The sequence below is a fragment of the Microbacterium sp. 8M genome (assembly GCF_902506375.1).
Classification (GTDB): domain Bacteria; phylum Actinomycetota; class Actinomycetes; order Actinomycetales; family Microbacteriaceae; genus Microbacterium.
The window spans coordinates 1,486,953-1,511,995 of record NZ_LR733284.1; the positions used below are offsets into that span (position 1 = coordinate 1,486,953).

The 25,043-nt window shown below is 72.0% G+C and carries 16 protein-coding genes and 1 tRNA gene; 10 read left to right on the plus strand and 7 right to left on the minus strand.

Annotation, left to right across the window (positions count from 1 at the left end):
• Window positions 1-28: 28 nt before the first annotated feature.
• Window positions 29-1,063, minus strand: coding sequence for an endonuclease/exonuclease/phosphatase family protein (locus tag AERO9AM_RS07070; RefSeq protein WP_159575504.1), 1,035 nt, complete (start codon window positions 1,061-1,063; stop codon window positions 29-31).
• A gap of 131 nt (window positions 1,064-1,194) precedes the next feature.
• On the opposite strand from AERO9AM_RS07070, the gene AERO9AM_RS07075 reads away from it, so the two are divergent.
• Entirely contained in the window at window positions 1,195-2,085 is an 891-nt protein-coding gene (locus AERO9AM_RS07075) for a PHP domain-containing protein (RefSeq protein WP_159575505.1), read from the plus strand.
• 36 nt (window positions 2,086-2,121) lie between these two features.
• Here the strand turns inward: AERO9AM_RS07075 and AERO9AM_RS07080 are convergent, their stop codons facing one another.
• Window positions 2,122-3,642: a DEAD/DEAH box helicase gene (locus tag AERO9AM_RS07080; RefSeq protein ID WP_159575506.1), complete on the minus strand. Its 1,521-nt coding sequence runs from the start codon at window positions 3,640-3,642 to the stop codon at window positions 2,122-2,124.
• A gap of 199 nt (window positions 3,643-3,841) precedes the next feature.
• On the opposite strand from AERO9AM_RS07080, the gene AERO9AM_RS07085 reads away from it, so the two are divergent.
• Window positions 3,842-4,555 carry a ferritin-like fold-containing protein gene (locus AERO9AM_RS07085; protein WP_159575507.1) on the plus strand — a complete coding sequence of 238 codons (714 nt, stop codon included), beginning with the start codon at window positions 3,842-3,844 and terminating at the stop codon, window positions 4,553-4,555.
• An 18-nt stretch (window positions 4,556-4,573) separates the two neighbouring features.
• Here AERO9AM_RS07085 and AERO9AM_RS07090 read toward each other — a convergent pair whose 3' ends face one another.
• Both AERO9AM_RS07090 and AERO9AM_RS07095 read right to left on the minus strand, forming a co-directional pair.
• Window positions 4,574-4,861, minus strand: coding sequence for a hypothetical protein (locus tag AERO9AM_RS07090; RefSeq protein ID WP_159575508.1), 288 nt, complete (start codon window positions 4,859-4,861; stop codon window positions 4,574-4,576).
• A 16-nt stretch (window positions 4,862-4,877) separates the two neighbouring features.
• A complete protein-coding gene (locus AERO9AM_RS07095) occupies window positions 4,878-5,102 on the minus strand; it encodes a DUF3107 domain-containing protein (RefSeq protein WP_159575509.1) in 225 nt (74 codons plus the stop codon).
• A 180-nt stretch (window positions 5,103-5,282) separates the two neighbouring features.
• Between AERO9AM_RS07095 and AERO9AM_RS07100 the strand changes: the two genes are divergently transcribed.
• Together AERO9AM_RS07100 and AERO9AM_RS07105 are read left to right on the plus strand one after the other, a co-directional pair.
• Window positions 5,283-8,528: an ATP-dependent helicase gene (locus AERO9AM_RS07100; protein ID WP_159575510.1), complete on the plus strand. Its 3,246-nt coding sequence runs from the start codon at window positions 5,283-5,285 to the stop codon at window positions 8,526-8,528.
• Window positions 8,525-12,067, plus strand: coding sequence for an ATP-dependent DNA helicase (locus AERO9AM_RS07105; protein WP_159575511.1), 3,543 nt, complete (start codon window positions 8,525-8,527; stop codon window positions 12,065-12,067). Before AERO9AM_RS07100 ends, AERO9AM_RS07105 begins: the two co-directional genes overlap by 4 nt.
• On the opposite strand, the gene AERO9AM_RS07110 is transcribed toward AERO9AM_RS07105, so the two are convergent.
• Window positions 12,013-13,446 (minus strand): phosphotransferase, encoded by a 1,434-nt coding sequence (locus tag AERO9AM_RS07110; RefSeq protein WP_159575512.1) that lies wholly within the window; start codon window positions 13,444-13,446, stop codon window positions 12,013-12,015. The genes AERO9AM_RS07105 and AERO9AM_RS07110 overlap by 55 nt on opposite strands.
• 62 nt (window positions 13,447-13,508) lie before the next feature.
• Between AERO9AM_RS07110 and nudC the strand changes: the two genes are divergently transcribed.
• Window positions 13,509-14,471 carry an NAD(+) diphosphatase gene (gene nudC, locus AERO9AM_RS07115; protein ID WP_328821153.1) on the plus strand — a complete coding sequence of 321 codons (963 nt, stop codon included), beginning with the start codon at window positions 13,509-13,511 and terminating at the stop codon, window positions 14,469-14,471.
• Window positions 14,468-16,219, plus strand: coding sequence for an ATP-dependent helicase (locus AERO9AM_RS07120; protein WP_159575513.1), 1,752 nt, complete (start codon window positions 14,468-14,470; stop codon window positions 16,217-16,219). The genes nudC and AERO9AM_RS07120 overlap by 4 nt, the downstream gene beginning before the upstream one ends.
• 750 nt (window positions 16,220-16,969) lie before the next feature.
• Here AERO9AM_RS07120 and AERO9AM_RS07125 read toward each other — a convergent pair.
• The gene (locus AERO9AM_RS07125; RefSeq protein WP_159575514.1) at window positions 16,970-18,466 is read right to left on the minus strand and encodes a zinc-dependent metalloprotease; all 1,497 of its coding nucleotides are present in this window, start codon (window positions 18,464-18,466) and stop codon (window positions 16,970-16,972) included.
• Between the two features lie 130 nt (window positions 18,467-18,596).
• On the opposite strand from AERO9AM_RS07125, the gene AERO9AM_RS07130 reads away from it, so the two are divergent.
• From AERO9AM_RS07130 to AERO9AM_RS07145, 4 genes are all read left to right on the plus strand, one after another.
• Complete coding sequence (locus AERO9AM_RS07130) at window positions 18,597-19,700, plus strand: YlbL family protein (RefSeq protein WP_159575515.1); 1,104 nt, start codon at window positions 18,597-18,599, stop codon at window positions 19,698-19,700.
• A 98-nt stretch (window positions 19,701-19,798) separates the two neighbouring features.
• Complete coding sequence (locus tag AERO9AM_RS07135; protein WP_268892346.1) at window positions 19,799-22,699, plus strand: UPF0182 family membrane protein; 2,901 nt, start codon at window positions 19,799-19,801, stop codon at window positions 22,697-22,699.
• 60 nt (window positions 22,700-22,759) lie between these two features.
• Window positions 22,760-22,833, plus strand: a tRNA-Met gene (locus AERO9AM_RS07140).
• Window positions 22,834-22,994: 161 nt separating this feature from the next.
• On the plus strand, window positions 22,995-23,372 hold the full coding sequence (locus tag AERO9AM_RS07145) for a histone-like nucleoid-structuring protein Lsr2 (protein ID WP_159575516.1): 378 nt from the start codon (window positions 22,995-22,997) through the stop codon (window positions 23,370-23,372).
• Window positions 23,373-23,446: 74 nt separating this feature from the next.
• On the opposite strand, the gene AERO9AM_RS07150 is transcribed toward AERO9AM_RS07145, so the two are convergent.
• The gene (locus AERO9AM_RS07150; protein WP_159575517.1) at window positions 23,447-24,778 is read right to left on the minus strand and encodes a hypothetical protein; all 1,332 of its coding nucleotides are present in this window, start codon (window positions 24,776-24,778) and stop codon (window positions 23,447-23,449) included.
• Between the last annotated feature and the right edge of the window lie 265 nt (window positions 24,779-25,043).

Below are 25,043 nucleotides of genomic sequence, written 5' to 3' on the forward strand. Positions count from 1 at the left end.
CCGGACCGGACCTCGGTCCGGAGCGGAGCTACGGCGCCACGCGCTCCAGCTGCGCGATGAGGGCACGGTGATCGCTGCCCTCGGATCCCGCCGGCAGCACGGCAGCCCCCGCGGGACGCCACTGCTCGGTCGCCATGACGTGGTCGATCGGTGCGCCCAGCAGCGCGGGCACCGACGTCGGCCAGGTGCCGACGGCGCCGGAACCCGCGCGTGACGCCGCATCGCGGCAGGCGCCGAGATCTCCCCCGGCGGTGCCCAGCGCCGCCATGTGGTCGAGCGTGGCGTTGAAGTCGCCGGCGAGGATGACGTTCTTCCCGGCCGGGCACTGATCGGCGACCCAGCGCAGATCCTGCGCCCAACCCTCCATCTCGTCCTGGCGCGGGGCCACGGTGTGGACGGCGACGACGATCGGCCCGTCACCGCTCACGGGCATGACCACGGCGCTGGGCACGGAGGACGTGTTGCTCGTGCCGTCCGCCGACGACGGGATCACGGAATAGTCGCCCAGCGCGGGCGAGATGAGCACGGTCGTCTGCCAGGAGTCCGGGCCCTGGGTCACCTCGGGCCGGTACTGCACGTGGTGCACCCACATCGGATGCCCGGCGTCGCGCAGCTTCAGCGCGATCTCCTCGCCCACCGTCTCGGTGGTCTCCGGCAGCGCGACGATGTCGGCCTGCTGGGCGACGACGGTCCGCGCGATCTCGTCCGCGGAGACGGCCTCTCCGGCCGTGTTCCAGGCGAGCACCCGTACGCTCGATGCGGTCTTCGCCGGCAGGGCGTCGGCGGTGTCGATCCCGCGCAGGGCGAGCACGGCCGCAGAGGCGCCGCCGCCGAGCAGGGCGACGATCGCGATCGAGGCGGCGAAGCCGCGCAGCGGCCGGGCCAGCATCAGCAGCAGGGCGAGCACCAGGATCCCGGCGAACGCGAGCACGAGCACCGCCCGGGAGGCGACGATCTGCGTGAGGGGGAACGTCCGCTCGAGGTGGAAGAACTGCGGCCAGGTCACGATCGCGGTGGCGATCGCGAAGAGGACGGTGAGCAGGATCCCGATCAGTCGAAGCATCGTCTTCGAGCCTAGGCGAGCCGATCTGTGAGCCGTCTGGTGCACGCCGCAGGATCCGCCGTGCGCAGCTGCTGCGGTGTCGGAGGACGGGGGCGACGGCCGGAGGCCCGTGGGATCGCTACGCTCGGAGGATGACCGATGCCGATCCGACGCCGCGACCCGCCCTCTTCGCAGGCCCGATCGATCTGCATCTGCATTCCAACCGCTCGGACGGCACGGAGGATCCCGCCGTGCTCGTGGGCCGCGCCGCGGAGCAGGGCCTGGGAACGATCGCGCTCACCGATCACGACACCACGGCCGGGTGGGCGGAGGCGGCAGGCGCCGCGGCGGAGCACGGGATGACCTTCATCCCCGGGATGGAGCTGTCCTCGAAGGACGGCTGGCGCAGCGTGCACGTGCTCGCGTACCTGTTCGATCCGGAGGACCCGGATCTCGTGGCGGAGACCGCGCGGATCCGCGACGACAGGATCGGGCGCGCCGAGCGGATCGCGCGGAACATCGCCCGCGACTACCCGCTGCGCTGGGAGGACGTGCTGGCGCAGACCGACCCCGATGCCACGGTGGGGCGCCCGCACATCGCGGATGCGCTCGTGGCCCGGGGGATCGTGCGCGATCGCGGCGAGGCGTTCGACGGGATCCTTCATCCGCGCGAGGGCTACTACGAGGGGCACTACGCACCGGATCCGCTCACCGCGATCGAGCTGATCACCGCCGCCGGCGGGGTGGCCGTGATCGCGCACCCCGCGGGCCGGGAGCGGATGTCCGACGCCACGCTGCGGCGCCTCATCGACGCGGGCCTCGGCGGCCTGGAGATCGACCACCGCGAGAACACGCCGGAGGGCCGCGCCTGGCTGCACCGGATCGCGGCCGAGCACGACCTCATCATCACCGGATCCAGCGACTACCACGGAGCGGGCAAGCCCAACGTGCCGGGGGAGAACACCACGACTCCGGCGATGCTGCAGCGCATCATCGACCGCGGTTCGGGCTCAGCCCCGGTGTACCCCGTGAAGGCTCACTGAGCCCGTCCCGGGCCTCGGCGTGGCCGAGAGGGCGCTTCAGGCGCCGGTCTGCGGGGCGCTGCCCGCCGCGGCACCGCCGGACGGACGGCGACGACGGCGACGACGCTGCGGCGCTGGCTTGCCGTCGTGGTGCTCGGGACCCTGGCCGTCGTGCGTGCCGGAGCCCTCGGCGCCACGGTCGGCGTCGCCGGCCGGCGCGTCCTTGGCGGCCCGGGCCTCGGCGCCCTCGGTGAAGGTGGATCCCACGCCCTCCGCGGCACGACGGCGACGCCGGCGACGGCGGGTGGTGCCCTCGCTCGTGCCCTCGGCGGCGGCCTCGGTCGCGCGCTGCGGCTCGCGCTGCTTGCGCGCCGGCTTCTCCGACACGGGGGCGGTGACCAGGCGGCCCTTCGTGCCCGCGGGGATGTTGAGGTCCTCGTACAGGTGGGGGCTGGAGGAGTAGGTCTCGATCGGCTCCGGCTGGCCGAACTCGAGGGCGCGGTTGATCAGGGCCCACTTGTGCAGGTCCTCCCAGTCCACGAACGTGACCGCGATGCCGGTGCGCCCGGCACGACCGGTGCGTCCGGCGCGGTGCAGGTACGTCTTGTCCTCGTCCGGGATGGTGTGGTTGATCACGTGGGTGACGTCGTCCACGTCGATCCCGCGGGCGGCGACGTCGGTCGCGACGAGCACGTCCTTCTTGCCGGCCTTGAACGCGGCCATCGAGCGCTCGCGCTGGTCCTGGCCCATGTCGCCGTGCACGCCGCCGACGTTGAAGCCGCGGTCGCTGAGCTCGTCGACGAGGCGCTGGGCGGCGCGCTTGGTGCGCGTGAAGATGACGGTCTTGCCGCGGCCCTCGGCCTGCAGGATGCGCGCGATCACCTCGTCCTTGTCCAGCGAGTGCGCGCGGTAGACGAGGTGGCGGATGTTCGCCTGGGTGAGGCCCTCGTCGGGGTCGTTCGCGCGGATGTGGATCGGGTTCGACATGAACCGCCGGGCGAGGGCGACGATCGGGCCGGGCATGGTCGCCGAGAACAGCTGGGTGTGCCGCACCGGCGGCACCTTCTGGAAGATCTTCTCGATGTCGGCGAGGAAGCCGAGGTCCAGCATCTTGTCCGCCTCGTCGAGCACCACCTCGGTCGCGTGCGAGAGGTCGAGCAGGCGCTGGTTGGCGAGGTCGATGAGGCGGCCGGGCGTGCCCACCACGATCTGCGCGCCCGCCTTGAGCTGCTCGATCTGGCCCTCGTAGGCCTTGCCGCCGTAGATCGCCACGACGCTCGTCGAGCGCCCCGAGGTGAGCAGGTCGATGTCCTCGTAGACCTGCACCGCGAGCTCGCGCGTCGGCACCACGATGAGCGCCTTGACGCCCGGCTCCGGGTCCAGGCCGAGGCGCTGCACCACGGGGATGCCGAAGCCGAAGGTCTTGCCGGTGCCCGTCTTGGCCTGGCCGATGATGTCCTGGCCGGGAAGGCCCAGCGGGATCGTCTGCTCCTGGATGGGGAACGCGTCCACGATGCCCTTGGCCGCGAGCGCGTCCACGATGTCCTGATCGATACCGAGATCGGCGAAAGTCGTCACTGTCTTGTGTTGCCTGTCCGGCGGGCCCTGCGATCGCGGCGCCGCCTCGTTGATGGGTCCACGCCGAATCCGATATGCACAGGCGCGGGGCTCCGATCCGTCGCCGGAGCGGGATCCAGCCTACCGGAGCGACCCCGATCCGCCGGAGCGCCGATCTTGGATCCCGGTCCGGATGCCGTCGCTCCACTAGGCTGGCCGCGTGGTGAGGTGGTTCTGGCAGCGCGACAAGGCGCCCCGACGCACCCTCGTGCTGCGCTCCCGGGGCGAGGCGGGCGATGCGACCCGCGTCGACTTCGCCGAGCTGGCGCCCGAGCTGAACACCTTCTTGGGTCAGGCGGCGTACCTGCAGTTGGGCTATTTCGAGACTCTGACCCGTCTCATCCGCGCCACCAGCGACCTGTCGGAGAAGGAGATCCTCTCCCGCGCCGCCGGCGCAGCGCTCGCCAAGCATCGCGGCATCGTCGACATCATCACCGCGCACGGCGACGACCCGACGGAGGTCATGCTGCCGTTCCGCGAGCAGCTCGACGCCTTCCGCCGCAAGACACTGGGGCCGCGCATCGCCGAGACGATGCTCGCCGTGTACCTCACCGCCGGCATGCTCGACGACTTCTACGTCGCGCTGGCGTCGAGCTACGGCGAGACCGGCACGAAGGTCGCGAAGATCCTGTCCGAGGCCGACGACCGCGGCGAGATCATCGGGATCATCGCCGCCACCATCGCGAGCGATGAGCAGTGGCGCTCCCTGCTGTCGATGTGGGGACGGCGCCTCGTCGGCGACACGATCCTCGTGGCGCGCGCGGCGCTGCGTCCGCACCTGCCGGGGGCCGAGGACGACAAGCTCGAGCCGGTGTTCACCGAGCTCATGGCCGCGCACGCCCGGCGCATGGACGCGATGGGGCTCGCCTCCTAGCCGAACAGCCTCGCCCGGTCAGATGCCGAGGGCGGTGCGGCGCGCGGAGTCGTGCCGCACCCGCACGCGGGTGACGACGACGCCCGCGACGGCCGAGACGACGACCGCTCCGCCGAGGGCGATCAGCCACAGCCAGACGTTGGACTCGGGCAGGCCCGCCCACTGCCCGAGCGTGTAGGAGGCAGCGGCGACAGCGGTCGCGATCGCGGGGACGAGGGCGACGCCGCGCACCGGGCGATGCGGGAGCGCGAAGTGCACGATCACGCCCAGTGCGCAGGCGGCGATGAGCGCGAGCAGGATGTACATGCCCGGGCCTCCGGCGTCAGGCCACGAAGCCGACGCGACGGGACTCCTCGGTCCCGAGCTCGACGTAGCCGAGGTTGGCGGTCGGAACGATGTAGGAGTTGCCCTTGGTGTCGGAGAGGGACACGTGGCTCGCACCCTGATCCAGGGCGCCGGCGATCTGCGTCCGCACCTCGTCGGCGGATGCCGACGTCTCGAAGCTGAGCTCGCGGCCGGTGTTGATGATGCCGATGCGGATCTCCACGGAATGCTCCTTGAAAGTCATGCTCTGCGAAAGCGGGGTGTCCGGTCACTCTATCGCGGGCCCGGCGGGCCGGGATCGCGCGCGGGGCGGTGTTCGCCGAGGGCGATTCGCGGCGGCCAGGGCGCGGGAACGGGTCCCGGCGCCGGGACCGATGTCCGCCGCGGCCGATAGCGTGGAAGCATGCCCGACGCCCCCGCCCCGCCGCCTGCGCAGGCGGCAGTGATCGACGCACCGGTCACCGCCGTCGGCACGGTGATCGGCGGCCCGGGCACCGGCAAGACGCACACGCTCGTGGAGCGCACCGCCGCCCTGCTCGCCGGCGGGCTCGGCCCTGAGCAGGTGCTCGCGCTCACGCCCAGCCGGCAGGCCGCCACCGCCCTGCGCGACCGGATCGGCGTGCGCGTCCGGGTCGCCACGCCGGGCCCGCTGGCGCGCTCTCTCGGCTCGTTCGCATTCCAGCTCGTGCGCGGCACGATGGTGCACGCCGGGCTCGAGCCTCCGGCGCTGCTGACGGGCGCCGACCAGGACCGGATCATCGCCGACCTGCTCGACGGCGACGCCGAGGACGAGCGCGAGGGGATGCCGAGCCGCTGGCCCGAGCACCTCGGCGCCACGGTGCGGTCCTCTCGGGCGTTCCGGTCGGAGCTGCGCGCCTTCCTCGCCGAATGCACCGAGCTCGGGGTGACGCCGGGCGAACTCGAGGCCTCGGAGCGTCCGGCGTGGCGCGCGGTGGGATCCTTCGCCCGGTCGTACCGGCGGGTGCTGGACCGCGCCCGCTCGGCGCACCGCGACGCCGCCGACCTGCTCGCCGAGGCCGCGACGATCCTGCGCACCGCCGAGCCGGAGATGCTGGGTGCGCTCAGCCGGCTGGCCGTGGTGCTCATCGACGACGCGCAGGAGCTGACCGCCGGCGGCGTGGCCCTGGTCGCCGCGCTTCGCGACCGCGGCATCGCCGTGCTGGCGTTCGGGGATCCGGACATCTCGTCCGGCGCGTTCCGCGGGGCGGGCCCGGAGCTGTTCGCCGACGTGGTGCGCCTGCTCGGCGACGTGCACGTGCTCGACGAGCCGCACCGCCAGGATCCGCCGCTGACCGCGCTCACCCGCACCGTGGTGCAGACCATCGGCGCCTCAGGCCGGGTGGAGCACCGGCGCGCGCCGGTCACCGCCGACGCTCCGACGGATCCGGAGGCCGTGCAGGCCTTCATCGCCCCGTCGCCGCACGAGGAGCACGACATCATCGCCCGCACCCTCCGGGAGTGGCATCTGCTGCACGGCGTCCCGTGGGAGCGCATGGCTGTGATCGCGCACGACACCCGGCAGGTGGCCGCGCTCGAGGCCGAGCTGGCGGCCCGGGAGGTGCCCACGCGGGCCGCCGGCGTGCAGCGCCCGCTCGGCAGCGAGCCCGTGGTGCGCGACATCGTGGGCATCGTGCGGCTCGCGCTCACCGAACCGGCGGAGCGGGATCCGCAGCTGCTCGCCGAGGCGCTGCGCACGCCGTTCGGCGGGCTGGACGGGGTGGGCCTGCGCCGCCTGCGCGCACGGCTGCGGCACCTGGAGCTCGAAGCGGGCGGATCCGCCCCTGCGCGGCTGCTGCTGCGCGACGGCATCGCCGAGCCGGCGCTGCTCGCCCGGGTCGACACCGCCGAGGCCCGCACCGCGGACCGGTTCGGCACCATGCTCCGCGAGGTGCGCGAGGCGTGGCTGCGGGGCGAGACGATCCACGAGCTGCTGTGGCGGGTGTGGGACGCCTCGCGCGCCCCGGACGGACGCCGTCTCGCCGTCGCCTGGCAGGAGATCGCCGAGGCCTCAGGGCCGGGCGGGGCGAGGGCGACCGGGACGGAGATCGCCCGCGCGCTGGACGCCCTCGTGGCGCTCTTCGATGCGGCCAAGCGCTCGGTCGAACGCGCGCCGGAGAAGGGGCCGGAGGCGTTCATCCACGACATCCTCGACACCGAGGTCCCCGAGGATTCGCTGTCCGCCCCGGAGCGCCCCGGCACCGTCACCCTGATGACGCCGGCGACCGCGCTCGGCACGGAGTTCGACGCCGTCGTGATCGCGGGCGTGCAGGACGGCGTCTGGCCGAACGTGCGTCTCCGCGGGGGCCTGCTGGAGACCTGGCGCCTCGGCGAGGCGGTGGCGGCGGCGCGTTCCGGCGAGCCCGAGCACGTGCACTCCACGCTCGACCGGCGCCGCGCCGCGCTCCACGACGAGCTGCGCCTGTTCGTGCGGGCGATCTCGCGCGCCCGTCACCGGCTGCTCGTCACGGCCGTGGACGACGACGACCAGAGCCCGAGCGCGTTCTTCGGCTTCCTGCCGGATCCGCTTCCGGTCGACGAGCGTCACGCGCACCCGCTCACCCTGCGCGGCCTGGTGGCCCGGCACCGCCGGGTGCTCACCACGTCGGCGGATCCCGCGGCGCGGGCGGAGGCCGCAGGGCAGCTGCGCCTGCTGGCCGAGGCGGAGGTTCCCGGGGCGGATCCGGACGGCTGGTTCGGCGTGCGTCCGCCCTCCGACGACCGCCCTCTGCGCGACCTCGGGATCGGATCCGTGCCGGTGTCGCCGTCGCGCCTGGAGGCGTTCGAGGAGTGCGGGGTGAACTGGGCGGTCGCCGCGCTCGGCGGCGACACGGTCGCGCCGCCCTCGGCGGGCATCGGCACGATCGTGCACGCCGCCATGGAGCTCGTGCCCGACGGCGACCTCGAGGAGATGCGCCGCATCCTCGACGAGCGCTGGGGCGAGCTCGACTTCGAGACCCCGTGGATCGACGCCAAGGAGCGACGTCGTGCGGATCTCTACCTGCAGCGCCTGCACGGCTACCTCGCCGAGGTGCGCCGGCAGGGCGGCCGCGTGGTCGCCGCGGAGGGCGGCTTCCGGTTCGCCGTGGATCTCGGGCCGGAGCCTGCGGCGCACCCGATCGATCCGGACAATCCGGCCCAGCAGGCGGTCGTGAGCGGCTACATCGACCGGGTCGAGGCGTATCCGGCCGGCTCCGGAGAGCACGAGGCCGCGCGCGGCCGCACCTGGAACGCGATGACGGCCGCTGCGGAGGGGGAGCGCGTGGTCGTGGTCGACCTGAAGACGGGCAAGTACGAGCCAGAGACGGAGGCGAAGGTGGTGGAGCACGCGCAGCTCGCCGCCTACCAGCTCGCCGTCGAGCAGGGGCAGGTGCCCGGCGCGGATCCCGCGGCTCTCGCGGGGGCCCGGCTGGTGCTCGTCGCCCAGACCATCGGGCAGAGCCCCTACCGGGTGGCGCACCAGCACCGCCTGGGCGACGAGGCGCGCGCCGCGTTCCTCGCACGCGTGGCCGAGGCCGGGCGCGGCATGGCCGCCTCCAGCTTCACCGCCCAGGTGGAGGCGCACTGCGCAGACACCCAGGTGCGGATCAGTCCCTGCCGGATCCACTCCATCCCGGCGGTGAGCGCATGAGCGTCACGACCGACCTGGCTCCGGCGGCCGTCGCGAGCGGGGGCGCCTGGGAGGGCGGCCACGGCATCGCGGCGACCGACATCTCCGCCGCGCTCGGGCTGCCCACCCCGACGGAGGCGCAGCAGCGCGTCATCGAGGCCCCTCCCGGGCCCGCGCTCGTGGTCGCCGGTGCCGGCAGCGGCAAGACCGAGACCATGTCCGGACGTGTGGTCTGGCTCGTCGCCAACGGCTTCGTCGAGCGCGACGAGATCCTCGGCCTCACGTTCACCCGCAAGGCCGCAGGGGAGCTCGCCGAGCGGATCTCTCTGCGCCTCGACCGCATCGACGAGTACGGCCGGCGCGGGCTGCTGCCGCACCTGCCGGAGATCGTGCGCAGCGGCGCCCTGGAGCGCATCGGCGCAGCCGGATCCGCCGCGCAGCGGGCTGCGGTGCAGCGCGAGGTGCTGGACGGTCTCGCGGAGCGGTACGGGACGGGCTGGGATCCGACGGCTCCGCGGGATGCCGCGGATCTGATCATCCGACCGCGGGTATCGACGTACAACGCGTTCGCGGACGGCATCGTGCGCGAGCACGCCGCGCACATCGGCCGCGATCCGGACGCCGCCATGCTCAGCCAGTCGGCCTCCTGGCTCATCGCCCGTGCGGTCGTGCTGCGGGCGGAGATCCCGGGGCTGGAGGAGGTCGACCGCTCGGTCAACGGCGTGATCGACGCCGTGCAGCGCCTCGCCGGCGACGTCCTGGACCACCGCGTGGACCTCGACGCGATGGTCCGCATCGCCGTACGGCAGGCCGACGAGTTCGAGCCCTACCGCGGCAACGCCGACGTGGCGAAGGCCGTGGAGAACCTCCGCGCGATGCCGATCCTCGCGGACCTCGTGCGCGAGTACATCGCGGAGAAGTCGCGCCGCGGCGTGCTCGACTTCGCCGACCAGGTCGGCGGTGCCTTCGACATCGTGCAGGCGTCGCCCGAGGTCCGCGCAGAGCTGCGCGCCCAGCACCGGGTCGTGCTGCTCGACGAGTACCAGGACACGTCCGTGATCCAGACCCGGTTCCTCGCGGCGCTGTTCCGCGACGGCGCGGTGATGGCGGTGGGCGATCCGCACCAGTCCATCTACGGCTGGCGCGGCGCCAGCGCCGACAACCTCTACGCGTTCGGGCGCACGTTCGCCGAGGAGCAGACGGCGCGCACCTACAGCCTGATGACGAGCTGGCGCAACGACGAGCGCATCCTCGACGTCGCGAATCGAGTGCTGCAGCCGCTGCAGCGACCCGGGCTGGACGTGCCCGCGCTGGAGCCGCGGCCGGGATCGGGGCGGGGATCGGTGCAGGTGCGCTACACCGACACCGTCGACGACGAGGCCGCGGAGGTCGCCGCGTGGTTCGCGGAGCGCCGTGCCGCGCACGACGAGCAGGCGGCGGGGCGCCCGCACACGGGGGCGATCCTGTTCCGCTCCAAGCGGCACATGCAGACGTTCGCCGGTGCGCTTGCCGCCCGGGGGATCCCGCACCGGATCCTGGGGCTCGGCGGACTGCTCGCCACCCCCGAGGTGGTCGACGTGGTCTCGGCGCTGCGGGTGATCCACGACCCCACCGCCGGTTCGGCGCTGATCCGGCTGCTGGTCGGGCCGCGGTTCGCGGTCGGCGTGGCCGACATGGCGGCGCTGTACGACCTCGCTCGCGAGCTCGCCGTGCGCGACGGCTCGCTCGCCCCGCTCACCGACGAGCTGAAGCAGCGTCTGCGCTCCTCCCGCGGAGCCGACGAGGCGGTCTCGATCGTCGACGCGGTCGACTTCGTCCGCACCGCGCGGGACGACTACCGGCTGCTCGAGGGCATCAGCCCCGCCGGCCGGGCGCGTCTGCGCGAAGCGGGGGAGATGCTGGAGCGGCTGCGGCGCGCCGCCGGGCAGCCGATCCTCGAGCTCATCCGCACGATCGAGACCGAGCTGCGCCTGGACATCGAGCTCGCGGTGAACGAGACCCGCGGCCCCGCCCGCGTCGCCGCGACCCAGCTGCGTGCATTCGGCGATGAGGTGCGCGCGTTCCTCACCGCGGACGACCGCGGGACGATCTCCAGCCTGCTGGCATGGCTGGACAAGGCGGAGATGACGGACGAGCTGATGCCGCGCACCGAGCCGCCCGAGCCCGGCGTGGTGCAGCTGCTCACGATCCACGGCTCGAAGGGGCTGGAGTGGGACGCGGTCGCCGTGGTGCGGCTGGTCGAGGACGAGCTGCCAGGCCGGATCGCCGACGCGCAGGGCTGGTTCGGGTTCGGGGTGGTGCCCTTCGCGCTGCGCGGTGACAGCGACGCCCTGCCGCGGTTCCGGTGGGATCCGGAGGCGGCGAAGGATGCGGCAGGTGACGACCCGCGCAAGCGCGAGAAGGCCGCCCTGGACTCGCTGGCCGCGGGCATCACGAAGGCGTATCCGCACGGTGGCGCACTGCGGCGGTTCAAGGACGAGTACCGCGAGTACCAGCGCGCCGAGGAGCGCCGCCTCGCCTACGTCGCGGTGACCCGCGCCCGGACCGACCTGCTGTTGACCGGCTCGCACTGGTCGGGGCAGAAGAACATGCGCAAGCCCAGCCCCTACCTGCTCGAGGCGATCGACGAGCTCGGGCTCGACCCCGTGCCCGCGGCGGCGAGCGAGGAGAACCCCTACGAGGGCACGGCGCGCACGAGCGTGTGGCCCATGGATCCCCTCGGCGGGCGCCGTGCCCGCGTGACGGCGGCGGCCGAGGACGTGCGCCGGGCGATGGCGGATCCGCAGCCCGCTCAGCCCACCGAGGAGCTCGCGCGCCTGCTCGCCGAGCGCGCGGCCCGGCAGCGCGGGACGGTCGCCGACGCGCCCACCCGCGTGCCCGCGTCGCGGTTCAAGGACTACGTCGCCGACTACCGCGGCACGATCCGCACGCTCACCCGACCGATGCCGGAGCGGCCCTACCGGCAGACCCGCCTGGGCACGCTGTTCCACGCCTGGGTGGAGCACCGCTCCGGGTCCGTCGGCGTGGGCACCTCGCTCGACGACGCGCTCTGGGACCTCGACGACGACCTCGCCGCACCGGAAGGCCCCGGCACGGCGGGTTCGCCCGGAGACGGCTCGGCGGCGGACGAGATCGCGCGCGCCGACGCCGAGGACCTCGCGCGCCTGCGGGAGATCTTCGAGCGCAGCGAGTGGGCGCCGCTCAAGCCCATCGCGGTGGAGACCGAGATCGACTTCGCCCTGCCCGTGGGGGAGGGCGAGCCCGCGCGCATCGTCATCTGCAAGCTGGACGCGGTGTACCGTCGCGAGGACCGCGGCGGCCGGATCGAGATCGTGGACTGGAAGACCGGCCGCCCGCCGGCGACCGCGGCCGAACGCGAGGAGCGCATGCTGCAGCTCGCGCTGTACCGGCTCGCCTACCACCGCCGGTACGGGGTTCCGCTGGACGAGATCGACGTGGCGCTGTTCTACGTCGCCGACGATCTGGTGCTGCGGGGCGACACGGTCTACTCGGAGGAGGCGCTGGTCCAGCGCTGGAACGCGGCACGCGCCGCGCGGTGAGCGTCGGCGACGTCGGCTTCGGAGCCCGCGATCCCGCCTTCGCTGGGCAGCAGCGTGCCGGGCCGCCCTGGGCGCTCGTCGCCCTCGGCGCCCGTTCCCGGCTCCCCGTCGTCCGCCGCGGGGTCGCGCAGGTCGCCGAGGTCCTGCGTGGCGTTCGGATCCAGGTCCTCGAGGGCGCCGGTCGCGGTGAGGTCCTGTGCGTGCGCGGCGTCCCCGATGCCCGGGCCCTGCTCCTGTGCGTCCTCGTCCGGGGCGTCGGTCGTCGTCGCGAGCTGCGCGGCACCGCCTCGCGGGCCGAACGCGGAGGTGTCGTCCATGGCGATCCCCGCGAACTCGCTCGCGTCGTACGTGTCGGTCCGCATGGAGGTGTCGATGCGGTTCGCGCCGGTCGCCGGCACCCGCTCCAGAGCGGACATCGCCTCGTCCACGCCCGCTCCGGCACTCGCGCGCGGGGCGAGATCGTCGTGGATGCCGTCCGCCAGCGCATCCAGCAGCTGGGCCGCGTCGTCGACGATGTCGGGGCGGTGGGTGTCGTGGCCGTGCAGCAGCCAGCGCGCGAGCTCCAGCTCGGCGAGCAGCCGGGCGCGGATCCCCAGTCCGGCGTCGGGCGCGCGCAGCGTGGCGGACGCGTAGGCGTCCAGCACGTCGTCGCGGGCCTCCGCCGCCATCGTCAGCCACGCCAGGTCGACGGCGGGGTCGCCGATCGACAGCCCGTGCCAGCCCAGCACGCCGGTCACCCGGGGACCGCGCTCGTCGTCGTCGGAGAACAGGAACGACTCCGCGTGGGCGCCGCCGAGCGTGACGGCCGACTCGAAGCGCCAGAGCTCGTCCGCCTCCGCGGCCTCGCGCCAGCGCACGGTGAGCCGCGCCGATACGCGCCCGGTCGCCGCCGCGCGATCGATGAGCACGCGCACGTCGTCGCGCGCCTCCGCCGGGGTGCGCTCGGCGAGCCCCGCTCCGCGCACGACGGAGGCGGGCAGCGCGTGCACCCCGGCGATCGCCTTGCCGATCGCGACCGCCGCGCCGGGTCCGGGCGGGATGTCGGCGGCGTCGATCTGGAATCCCGGCAGCAGCGTGGTGACCAGGGTGCGGGCGTCGCCCACGCGACCGTCGCCGAGGTGCTGGGGCGCGTCGAAGCGGAGCATCGAGCGGGCGCCGGGGGTGAGTGCGCGCAGCGCCAGGCTCTCCTTCGCGAGCTCGGCCGCCGTGTCGTCGTCGCTCGACGCGCGGATCGCGACCTCCGTGCCGTCGGCGAGCGTCGCCACGGCCGAGTCGAAGCGGGCGTCGCCGTCCGACGACAGGGCGCGGGCGCCGACGACATCGGCTCCGGGCACCGCCGCCGTGACCGCCGCGGCTAGAGTGAAGGGTGAGCGAGCCATGTCACCAGGGTAGGTCGAGCCTCGTCCGCACAGGGCCCGCCACGCCTGTGAGAAGGGGAGTCGTGACCGTGCCGGAGACCGTTCCCGAACCACTCGCCGATGACGCCACCGCGCTCGACACGGCCGTGCTCGACGGGGTCGTGCCGGAGGGTGCGTCCCTCGACAGGGCCGGCGAATGGCGCGACGACCCCGGCGTGATCCCGCGTCTGCGCGCGGATCCGCGCACCGGCGTGCTGGTCGTCCGCGAGCGTCGCGTGCCTCTCGGCGACGACGGCCTCATCCTCGTGCCCGCGGGCGATGCCGTGCTGGCGCGCACGCGGGAGTGGGCGCTGCTGGGGCGCCGCCCGGACGGCTCCGGCCTCCTGCTCGCGCTGCAGGATCCGGACGACGACACCGATGCCGACGGCTCCTGGGCGCCGCAGTGGAGCGACCTGCGTGAAGCGCTCCCGGTGGTCGGCGCCGCCGACGGCGAGCTCGTGGTCGCCGCGATCGCGCTGGCCGGATGGCTGCGCGACGCGGCCTTCTGCCCGGCCTGCGGGCATGCCGCCGAACTGCGTCAGAACGGATGGTCGCGCCACTGCCCCTCCTGCGGTCGCGAGCACTTCCCGCGCACCGACCCCGCGGTCATCGTCGCGGTGCAGAGCGCAGACGGCGAGCGGCTCCTGCTCGGCGCGAACGCGCAGTGGAAGGGGCGCTTCTACTCCTGCTTCGCCGGATTCGTGGAGGCGGGTGAGTCGCTGGAGACCACGGTGCACCGGGAGCTGTTCGAGGAGTCCGGGGTACGTGTGCGCGACGTGCGCTACTTCTCCTCGCAGCCGTGGCCGTTCCCGCGCTCGCTCATGGTGGGATTCCACGCCACCGCGATCGACGAGCAGACGGCCCACGGCGACGGCGAGGAGATCATCGACGTGCGCTGGCTGACGCGAGAGGAGATCGGATCCGCGCTCGCCGGCTCCGGTCCTGTGGGGCTTCCCGGCGCGGCGTCGATCGCGCACCGTCTCATCGCGGACTGGTATCGGCGGTGAGTGCGCTCGACGGTCTCGACGAACGCCAGCGGGAGGCCGCATCCGTGCTGCGCGGACCGGTCGCGGTGCTGGCAGGCGCCGGCACCGGCAAGACGCGGGTGATCACGCACCGCATCGCGCACGGGGTGGAGACCGGCGCGTACTCGCCGGCGCGCGTGATGGCGGTGACGTTCACCGCGAAGGCAGCGGGAGAGCTCCGCGGCCGGCTGCGGGCTCTGGGCGTACAGGGAGTCGCCGCCCGGACGTTCCATGCCGCGGCGCTCGCCCAGCTCGGCTTCTTCTGGCCGCAGCTGGCCGGGGCGCCGGCACCGGCGATCGTGGACAACAAGGTGCGCCTGCTGGCCCAGGCCGCGGACATGCTGCGGCTGCGCCCCGACACGGCGACCCTGCGGGATCTGGCCTCGGCGATCGAATGGCGCAAGGTCTCGATGCTCTCCATCGACGAGGTCGCCGCGCGCGGCCGCTCGATCGGACGGTTCGACGCACAGCAGGTCGCCGACCTGTCGCGCGCGTACGAGACCCTCAAGGACGATCGTCACCAGCTCGACTTCGAGGATGTGCTGCTCGCGTGCGCCGGGATGCTCGAGGCGGAGCCGCGCGTCGCCGCCGCGGTGCACGAGCAGTACCGGCACTTCACCGTCGACGAGTATCAGGACGTGTCCCCGCTGCAGCAGCGGCTGCTGGAGCTGTGGCTCGGCGACCGCGGGGATCTGTGCGTCGTGGGCGATGCATCGCAGACCATCTACTCGTTCGCCGGCGCCGATCAGAACTACCTCCTCGACTTCGCCCGACGCCACGCCGACGCCACGGTCGTGCGGCTCGAGACCAATTACCGGTCCGCCGGCAGCGTGCTCGATGTCGCGAACGCGCTCATGAAGGGTCGCCCTGGCGCGCTCGAGCTCGTCCCGGCGCCGGAGCGGCGGACGGCCACCGCCGCGTCAGCGCAAGCCACCGCGCCCGCCGTGGCGGACAGCGCCGTCGTGGTCGCGTTCGACGACGACGCAGAGGAGGCCCGCGGCGTGGCGGCCGCGATCGCCGCGCGCATCGCGGCCGGCGTGCCGCCCGAGGAGATCGCCGTGCTGTACCGCGCGCACTCCCAGTCTGCGATCCTGCTGCAGGCGCTGGCCGCCGCGGGCGTGGCGGCGACCGTGCTGGGCGGCAAGCGCTTCTTCGACCTGCCCGAGGTGCGCCAAGCCGTGCAGGCGCTGCGGGCGGCGGCGGTGGCGCCGCAGCAGCACTCCTTCCTGGCCGCGGTGCGCGACGTGCTGCGCGGTCTCGGTTTCAGCGACGATCCGCCCGAGGCGGGCGGTGCGCTGCGCGATGCCTGGGAGGCGCGCCGCGCCGTGCTGCGCCTCGCTGAGGACGCTCCGGCCGGCACCACGATGCGCGAGTTCGCCGACGATCTGTTCGCGCGCGCCAAGGACCAGCACGACCCGGTCATGCGCACGGTGACCCTGTCCACACTGCATGCGGCGAAGGGCCTGGAGTGGCCCGAGGTGTACCTCGTGGGCTGCTCGGAGGGGCTGCTGCCCATCTCGTACGCGACCGGGTTCGAGGCGATCGACGAGGAGCGTCGCCTCGCCTATGTCGGCGTCACGCGGGCCGCGCGAGCGCTGACGCTGACCTGGTCCCGCGACGCGGATCGGGCAGGACGGCGGCCGTCGCGCTTCCTTGCGGAGATCGGCAGAGGCAGTCTGCGTGAAATCCGGCCGTCTGAGATGATCGGACGCCGCCGCGGCGGATCCTGATCCGGCGACCGGATCCGCTCCGCTCCGCCTCCTCCTGCCCGGCGAGCAGATCGGCCACGGCGTCCGCAGCGGAGGCGATGAGGGCGAGCGGCACCGGGCCGGGATCGCGCTCCAGCAGCTGCACGTGCAGGGCCGCCCACGCGGGATCCCGATCGCGGTCGTGCGAGTCGCGGCACGACAGGCACGGCGTGCGCCCCGGCACGACCAAGGGCCCGATCGTGGCTCCGCCGGCGTCGAACGCGAGGGCGAGGTGCGCCCGGTCCTCGGCCAGGAGATGCGCGGCCTCGCGCGCGGGCACCGCGCCGTGACGGACGAGCAGGGTCACCGCGCCGGGCGACTCGGTGAGATCGACGCCGGCGTCGGCGAGCGCCTCCTCCAGGCGCAGCATCGTACGGACGCCGACCGCAGGGGCGGCCGCGAGCGCCACGGCAGGGCGGGGGACGTCGTCGCGCAGCACGGGGCCGAGCAGCGCGCGGAGCCGCCGCGCGTCGGACAGCGGCGCGCCGGCGCTGTGCGCGACGACCTCGAACGCCCGCTCGTCGATCCCCTGCGCCAGCTCGTGCAGCAGACGCGGGATCCAGGGCCCGTCGACCGGGAGGGTCAGGGCGGCGTCCACGCCGAGCTGCACCGTGTCGGCGTCGCGCCAGAGCACGGGGTGGGCGGGGTCGAGCCGGATCCTGGGCATGCCCCGATCATGACCGCACCCGCGTCGCCGCCGGAGGCGGGATCCGGAATCGGTGGAGAACTCGGTCAGACCGGCTTCTCGCCGGATCCATCCTGGCCCGGATCCGGCCGCTCGGTGCCGGAGTTCGGCTGGTCCGTTCCCGTGGCCGGCCCGTCCGAGCCCGAGTCCGTTCCCGCGGCCGGCCCGTCCGCACTCGACTCCGCCCGGTCGGTGCCGGAGTCCGGTCCGTCCGCACCGGCGCCGGGCCGGCCGAAGTCCTCGCCGCGGAGCAGCCGCTCCAGCGCCTCGTCCATCTCGTCCGGTGCCGGCTCCTCGCCGCGGGCGCGCGCCTGGAGCCGCGCCACCAGGGCCGCGGGGTCGTCGATGTCCGAGGCGTCGGGCATCAGGTCCGGGTAGTCCCAGAGCGCGTCGCGGGCCTCGATGCCGACCGCGTCGGTGACCGCGCGCCACATCGCGGCGGCCTCGCGCAGCCGGCGGGGACGGAGCTTCAGCCCGACGAGGGCGCCGAGGGCGTCCTCCGCGGGTCCGCCCGCGGCGCGGCGCCGGCGCGCGGCCTCGGCGATGCGCACGCTGTCGGGCAGCCGGGAGGTCGCCTGCTCGGTGACCACGTCGACCCACCCGTCGATCGTCGCGATGAGGTTCTCCAGGCGCTCGAGGGCCTCGCGCTGCACGTCGGAGAGCTCCGGCAGGAGGGCACCGCCCTCGATCGCGGCACGCAGCTCCTCGGGGTTCGAGGGGTCGAGGCGCCCCGCCACGTCTTCCAGCTTGGCGACGTCGACCGTCACGCCCTTCGCGAACTCGGTGATCTGCGTCATCACGTGCAGGTGCAGCCACCGGGCGTGCCGGTACAGCCGCGCATACGCGATCTCCCGTGCCGCGAGGTACAGCGCGATCTGGTCCTCGGGGATCTCCAGACCCTCACCGAACGCGGCCAGATTCTGCGGGACGACGGCCGCGGTGCCCGGGGGCAGCACGGGGATCCCGACATCGCCGCCGGAGACCACCTCGAGTGACAGGTTGCCGAGCACCTGGCCGAACTGCATGGCGAAGACCGAGCCGCCGATGCCGCGCATGAGGCGGCCGGCACCCTGCACCGCGCCCTGCATCTCCTCGGGCACCTGCCCCTCGAGCGCGCTGGTGAGCGCATCGGCGATGCTGGTGGAGACCGGCGTGGCGACCTCCTTCCACACCGGGAGCGTCTGCTCCACCCACTCGCCGCGGGTGAGCGCGCGCGGGGCGGATCCGAGTTCGGAGATCGTGGTCGCCTCGCCGACCCACAGGTCAGCGAGGGCGAAGGCATCGGCGATCGAGGAGCGCGCCCCGGAGTCGATGCCGAGACCGTCGCGGTTCGCGATGTGCAGCGCCTGGCGCAGTGCGGTCTCCCACGGGTCGCCGCTCATCGCGTGCTGCATCTGCTGCATGATCTGCTGCATCATCGCGGGATCGAGGTTGAGCCCCTCCATGCCCTGCAGCGCGCTCAGGTCGAAGTCCTCGGCGGATCCGCCGAGCATGCGGCGCAGGAACTGCAGGAAGTCCTCGGAGTTCGGGTCGTTCTCAGCCATCGGAAGCCCTCTCAGCACGTGTAAAGCCCGTGCTGACTACGCTAGTCACACGACCAGTGCGAGTGCTCCGAACCCGGCCGCTCCGCTGTACGCCGCTCGCGAACGAGCATCGAGCATCCCTGGGAGACACATGACGAGCATCCGCTCCGGCCGCGGCACCCGGATCGGTCTCATCGCGTTCATCGCCTCGCTCGCGGCGCTGCTGGTGCTCACGTTCCTGCCGCTGCCGTACGTGATCGAGCAGCCGGGACCCGTGTTCAACACGCTCGGCGAGGTGAAGGACGCGAAGGGCGAGAGCGTTCCGCTGATCTCCGTCACCGGCGCCGAGACGCATCCCACCAAGGGCGCGCTGGACCTCACCACCGTGCAGGTCGTCGGCAATCGGGAGGCGCCGCCGTCGTGGATGCAGATCGTGCTGGCCTGGTTCGATCCGGCCAAGGCCGTGGTGCCGGTCGACGCGGTGTTCCCGCAGGGCGTCAGCCCCACGCAGCGGGACCAGGCGAACCAGCTGATGATGGTCGATTCGCAGCAGGAGGCGACCGCCGCGGCGCTGCGCGAACTCGGGCACACCGTCCCCGTCACGATCCAGGTGGCCTCGGTCACGGATGACGGCGCGGCGCACGGCATCCTGCGGAAGGGCGACACGGTCATCGCCGTGAACGGCACCAATCCGGCCGACTCCGACGCCCTTCGTGCGGAGATCCAGGACTCGCAGGGAGCGCCGGTGACCCTCACGATCGAGCGCGGCGGGCAGCGCCAGGACGTCTCGGTCACGCCGCGTCGGCAGACCGTCGACGGCGCGAGCCGGTGGCTGCTCGGGATCACCCTGCAGCAGAAGTACACCTTCCCGGTCGACGTGAAGCTGCAGCTGGACAACGTGGGCGGGCCGAGCGCCGGCATGATGTTCGCGCTGGGCATCATCGACACGCTGACGCCGGGCGCACTCAACGGCGGCAAGCAGGTGGCCGGCACCGGCACGATCACCGCCGACGGCACGGTCGGGCCGATCGGCGGCATCCGGCAGAAGCTGTACGGGGCGCGCTCCGCCGGGGCGCGCTACTTCCTGGCCCCCGGATCGAACTGCGACGAGGTGTACGGGCATGTCCCCGCGGGGCTCACGGTGGTCCGCACCGACAGCCTGGAGCAGTCGCTGGACGCGCTGAAGGTCATCGCCGACGGGGGAGACGTGGCTGAGCTGCCCACGTGCACCGCCGCCGACGTCAAGAAGCAGTGACGTCAAGAAGCAGTAGCGGGGCGCGCGCGTTCGCGACGGGCGAAGCCGAGGCTCCCGCGCCTCAGGATCCCGGGATTCCGCCGACCTAGGATGGGACCGTGACCTCACCCGCACCGGCCGCGCCCCGAACTGCCCGACGCATCGTCCTCGCGACGGTGGTGATCCTCGCTGTGCTCATCGCCGCGTTCTTCGTGTTCGCGACGATGTACACCGACTTCCTCTGGTACGACCAGCTGAGGTTCGCCCAGGTGCTCACCACGCGATGGATCGCCACAGCCACGATGTTCGTGGTCGGCTTCCTCGGCATGGCTGTGCCGATGTTCATCGCGATCCAGCTCGCGTACCGCCTGCGCCCCGTGTACGTGCGGCTGAGCTCGCAGCTGGACCGCTACCAGGAGGTCGTGGAGCCCCTGCGCCGCCTGGCGATGTGGGGGATGCCGGTGTTCTTCGGCCTGTTCGCGGGCTTCGCCGCGGCGGGGCAGTGGGAGACCGTGTGGCAGTGGGCCAACGGCACCGCCACCGGCAAGACCGATGCGCAGTTCCACCTCGACACCGGGTTCTACCTGTTCGACCTGCCGTTCTACGAGGCGCTGCTCGGATTCGTCTCCGCCGTGCTGATCCTGAGCCTGCTGGTTTCGGCGCTCGTGCTGTACCTCTACGGCTCGGTGCGCGTGGGACAGGGCGAGCTCCGCATCTCCAAGGCTGCGCGCGTGCAGCTGGCCGTGATCGCCGGCGTGTACCTCCTCGTCCAGGCGGCGAGCCTGTGGGTGGATCGCTACAAGACCCTGACCGCGACCGAGGACAAGATCACGGGTGCCGCCTTCACCGGTGTGAACGCGACGATCCCCGGTCTGTCCATCCTCGCGATCATCGCGGCGCTGGTGGCCGTGTTGTTCTTCGTCACCGCGGTGATCGGGCACTGGCGCTTCCCGCTCGCGGCCACCGCGCTGCTCATCGTCGCCGCGCTCGTGCTCGGCATCGGCTACCCCTGGGCGGTGAACACCTTCCAGGTGAAGCCGAACCAGAACCAGCTGCAGGCCCAGTACTACGAGCGCAATCTCAAGGCGACCAAGGCCGCCTACGGCATCGACGACGTCGACACCACGCCGTTCAAGGCGCAGACCACGGCCGAGTCCGGTCAGCTCCGCAGCGACGCCGACACCACGGCCTCTATCCGGATCATGGATCCGAACGTCATCGGCCCGACGTTCCAGCAGCTCGAGCAGTACCGCAGCTACTACAAGTTCCCGCAGAAGCTCGACGTCGACCGTTACAAGATCGACGGCAAGAACCAGGACGCACTGGTCGCCGTCCGCGAGATCGACACCAGCCGGATCCCCAGTCAGACCTGGAACAACAGCACCCTGGTGTACACCCACGGCTACGGCCTCGTCGCCGCGGCGGGAAACCAGCGCACCGACGACGGCGAGCCGGTGTTCCTCGAGCGGGGCATCCCGACGTCGGGCACCCTGACCGACAGCCAGAAGTTCGAGCCGCGCGTGTACTTCGGAGAGAACTCGCCGGCCTACTCGATCGTGGGCGCGCCCAAGGGCACCGCACCCGTCGAGATCGACTACCCGCGCGGCAAGGACTCGAGCGAGAACCAGACCAAGACCACGTTCACGGGTGACGGCGGCCCGCGCATCGGCAATTTCTTCACGAAGCTTCTGTACGCGCTGAAGTTCCAGTCCGAGCAGATCCTCTTCTCCGACAGCGTGAACCAGGACTCCCAGATCCTGTACGACCGCGACCCGGCGGATCGCGTGCAGAAGGCCGCGCCGTACCTGACCCTCGACAGCGACCCGTACCCGAGCATCGTCGACGGACGGATCGTGTGGATCGTGGACGGCTACACCACGAGCTCGAACTACCCGTACTCGACGACGGTGAACCTGCCGAAGGCGATCAGCGACTCGGTGAACACCCAGCCCGGGTTCGTCACGGATGACATCAACTACATCCGCAACTCGGTCAAGGCGACCGTCGACGCCTACGACGGCAAGGTCACGCTGTACGCCTGGGATCCGACGGACCCGGTGCTGAAGACGTGGCAGAAGATCTACCCTGGCACGCTCAAGCCGATCAGCGACATGTCGTCGCAGCTGATGAGCCATGTGCGCTACCCGACCGATCTGTTCAAGGTGCAGCGCGCCATGCTCGGCACGTACCACGTGTCCGACGCCGCCTCGTTCGCCCGCCAGGACAACCTCTGGGAGACCCCGAACGATCCGCAGAGCGACTCCGCCAACCCGGAGCTGCAGCCGCCCTACTACCTGAGCATGAAGATGCCGGGCCAGGACCAGTCGCAGTTCTCGATGTACACCACCTTCATCCCCGCGTCGCAGGGCTCGAACAGCCGCAACGTGCTGTTCGGGTACCTGGCGGTGGATGCGGATGCGGGCTCGACGGCGGGCAAGAAGTCCGACTCGTACGGCAAGCTGCGCATGCTGGAGATCGACGCCGACACGACCGTGCCCGGCCCCGGTCAGGTGCAGAACTCGTTCGACTCGGATCCAACCGTCGGTCAGCAGCTCAACCTGCTGAAGCAGGGGCAGTCCAAGGTCACCCACGGCAACCTGCTGACGCTGCCGGTCGGCGGCGGCTTCCTGTACGTGCAGCCCGTGTTCGTGCAGTCCTCGGGTGGCACGCAGGTGCCGCGCCTGCAGAAGATCCTCGTCGCGTTCGGCGACAAGATCGCCTTCGCGGACACGCTCACGGAGGCGCTCGACCAGCTCTTCGGAGGCAACTCCGGCGCGGCGGGCGGCGACAACAACGTGAACCCCACGCCCACCCCGACCCCGGGAGATGGCGGCACCACGCCCCCGACCGGCGACGCGGCCTTCCAGGCGGCGCTGTCCGATGCGAAGGCGGCGATGCTGGCCCGGGACGCGGCCCTGAAGGCCGGAGACCTCTCGGAGTTCGCGGTGCAGGACAAGAAGCTGACCGACGCCGTGAACCGGCTGATCGCGCTCGAGGGGAGCGGCAGCGCCACGAAGTAGCGCCGATCTCCACCCCGATTGGCGCTTCGCCGAATCCCGTGCTAAGCTCATTTCTTGTGCCGCGGGGTGGAGCAGTTCGGTAGCTCGCCGGGCTCATAACCCGGAGGTCGCAGGTTCAAATCCTGTCCCCGCAACAAGAGAAGGCCCCCTGATCAGGAGAAATCCAGATCAGGGGGCCTTCGTCATCTGCTCCTCCGGGCACGGCAGGCGGCGAAATACCGCTATTCGACAGATCTTTCTGTCGACCTTCACAAATCTTTCACTGTCTGTTGCAGCGTCGGATAGCTTCTATAGCATGGCGAAGCGAAGCATCATCGAATCCGACCTCAGCGGCAAGCCCGATGCCGACACGGTCACGTTCGGCTGGGGTGGTGCCTGGTACGACATCGATCTGACCGCCGAAGAGCAGCAGGAGTTCGAGGCGACGTTGGCTCCCTACCTGGAGGCGGGGCGCGAGTCCGAGCGCTTCGGTCTCGACGACGGCGTCGGTCGACGCCAGGTTCCGGTGACCACGGCGGCAGAGCGGGTGCAGATCCGGGAGTGGGCCAAAGCGCACTACGGGGGAGCAGTGCCGGAGTTCGGTCAGATCCCCAAGGGCATCATCGAGGCGTACGATCAGGCGCACGGCCTGACGAGGCCGACCCGACCCGCCGAGCCGCGCAGTCGGCGTTGAGCGAGGCATCCCCGCCCCGGGCGTGTGCTCGGGGCGGGGATGCTGTCAGGCACGCCTGTCCCGTGGGCGAACCGTCAGCGCTTGCCGCCGGTGGAGGTGCTGCTGCCGGGCAGGGTCAGCTTGTAGATGTTCGCCTTCGACGATCCGATGTAGGCGATGCCGTTGGAGACCGCGATGCTCTTGGCGTCGTAATAGGCGGGCATGATCGCATCGGCGAGCTTCGTCCAGGTGCTGCCGTCGGTCGACGAGTAGATGCTCGGCGCGACCGGGTTGTTGGCGAGGATGTAGCTGGTCGGGCCGTCCTGATAGGTGTCGAGGACCGAGTACACGCCGGGTGCGTTCAGCGAACCGTAGGTGTTCGTCGTGGTGTCGAAGACCGGCACCGCCGTGGTCTGGCCGTTCACCGTCACCGATCCGGTGACACCGCGGAAGCCGCTCATCGCGAAGATGATCTTCGAGCCGACCGCATCCACGTGATAGGGGTGGGGCAGGGTGGCGATGGTCGGACCCGCGTCGATCGCGCTCCAGCCGCTTCCCGGCGTGTAGACGTCCAGCCCGGGGGTGTTGTACGCCGTGTGCTCCACGCCGTCCTTGCCCGGGTAGGTGAACGCGAGTGACGGGTCGCCCGTCGAACTCATCGTGCTGGCCCGGGTGTACAGTTTCCCGCCGGCCACGGCGAGCCAGTAGTAGCGTGCGTACTCGCCGTCGCCGGGATAGGTCGACAGGACCACGGGGTCGTCCGCCGCCGTGCGATCGATCGTCCAGGTCGCACCCCCGTCGACGGACTTCTTGATCGCCGCCAGCGTGTTCGTCGGACCGTACGCCGTCTTGTCCGGGTTGACGATGGAACCCGCCATGAACAGTTCGTCGCCGAGCTTGGCGACGTCGAACACGTGGATGAAAGGCGTGTTGGCGATGTAGCTGCCCGCGTGGGTGGCCGAGTCGTAGCTGCCGTAGTTCGCCGCCGACGTCCAGCTGACGCGGGGATCGACGTTCGGCGCGTACAGGGTGCCGTCCAGGAGCTTCAGCTTGCCGAGCTCCTCAGCGGGGATGCCCGTGACCTCGTGCTTCTCCGCGCCCGTCGCGATCGAGTACGAGTTCAGGTTCACCGGTCCGGTGTTGGCGTTGTAGTCGCCGTAGCCCGCGAACAGCTTGCCGTCGACGATGGCGAGGTCGTGGATGCTGGAGTGGAACGAGTTCGCACCGGCGGACGCGGGGACGTTCTGCGCATCGGTGTTGGTCGCGAACAGGGACACCTTCACTCCGCTGGGGGCGGACTTGCCGGTGATGACGGCGCTGGGGACGCCGGCCGAGGCAGGCGCTGCGACCGCGACGGCGAGAGCCGCACTGGCAGACAGAGCCGAGAGCGCGATCCAGACGCGCTTGCCGGGCTTCGATGACTTCATGGGGATTCCGTCTCCTTATGGATCTGGAGTTCTGGGGAACTGGGGATGGGAGTGAGCGGGCCTTGCAGAGCCGAAAGCTCTCTGAAAGGCCCGGTCGACGTCTTGTCACAGATCCTCGGTTCTGCAGACACGTCCTCGGGTCTGCGACGAAACGTCATCGAGACAGTTGTATCGAATGGGCCGAGCCTATCCGTATCGAAAGACTGCTGAATAGATCCTTTCGACACGAAGAGACCCCCCGCGGTTTCCGCAGGGGGTCTCGGGG

Bases quoted from the DNA above. Each gene is read 5' to 3' on its own strand.
- AERO9AM_RS07070 (WP_159575504.1), bottom strand. From the start codon at position 1,063: ATGCTTCGACTGATCGGGATCCTGCTCACCGTCCTCTTCGCGATCGCC.
- AERO9AM_RS07075 (WP_159575505.1), top strand. From the start codon at position 1,195: ATGACCGATGCCGATCCGACGCCGCGACCCGCCCTCTTCGCAGGCCCG.
- AERO9AM_RS07090 (WP_159575508.1), bottom strand. From the start codon at position 4,861: ATGTACATCCTGCTCGCGCTCATCGCCGCCTGCGCACTGGGCGTGATC.
- AERO9AM_RS07100 (WP_159575510.1), top strand. From the start codon at position 5,283: ATGCCCGACGCCCCCGCCCCGCCGCCTGCGCAGGCGGCAGTGATCGAC.
- AERO9AM_RS07105 (WP_159575511.1), top strand. From the start codon at position 8,525: ATGAGCGTCACGACCGACCTGGCTCCGGCGGCCGTCGCGAGCGGGGGC.
- AERO9AM_RS07110 (WP_159575512.1), bottom strand. From the start codon at position 13,446: ATGGCTCGCTCACCCTTCACTCTAGCCGCGGCGGTCACGGCGGCGGTG.
- AERO9AM_RS07125 (WP_159575514.1), bottom strand. From the start codon at position 18,466: ATGGCTGAGAACGACCCGAACTCCGAGGACTTCCTGCAGTTCCTGCGC.
- AERO9AM_RS07130 (WP_159575515.1), top strand. From the start codon at position 18,597: ATGACGAGCATCCGCTCCGGCCGCGGCACCCGGATCGGTCTCATCGCG.
- AERO9AM_RS07145 (WP_159575516.1), top strand. From the start codon at position 22,995: ATGGCGAAGCGAAGCATCATCGAATCCGACCTCAGCGGCAAGCCCGAT.
- AERO9AM_RS07150 (WP_159575517.1), bottom strand. From the start codon at position 24,778: ATGAAGTCATCGAAGCCCGGCAAGCGCGTCTGGATCGCGCTCTCGGCT.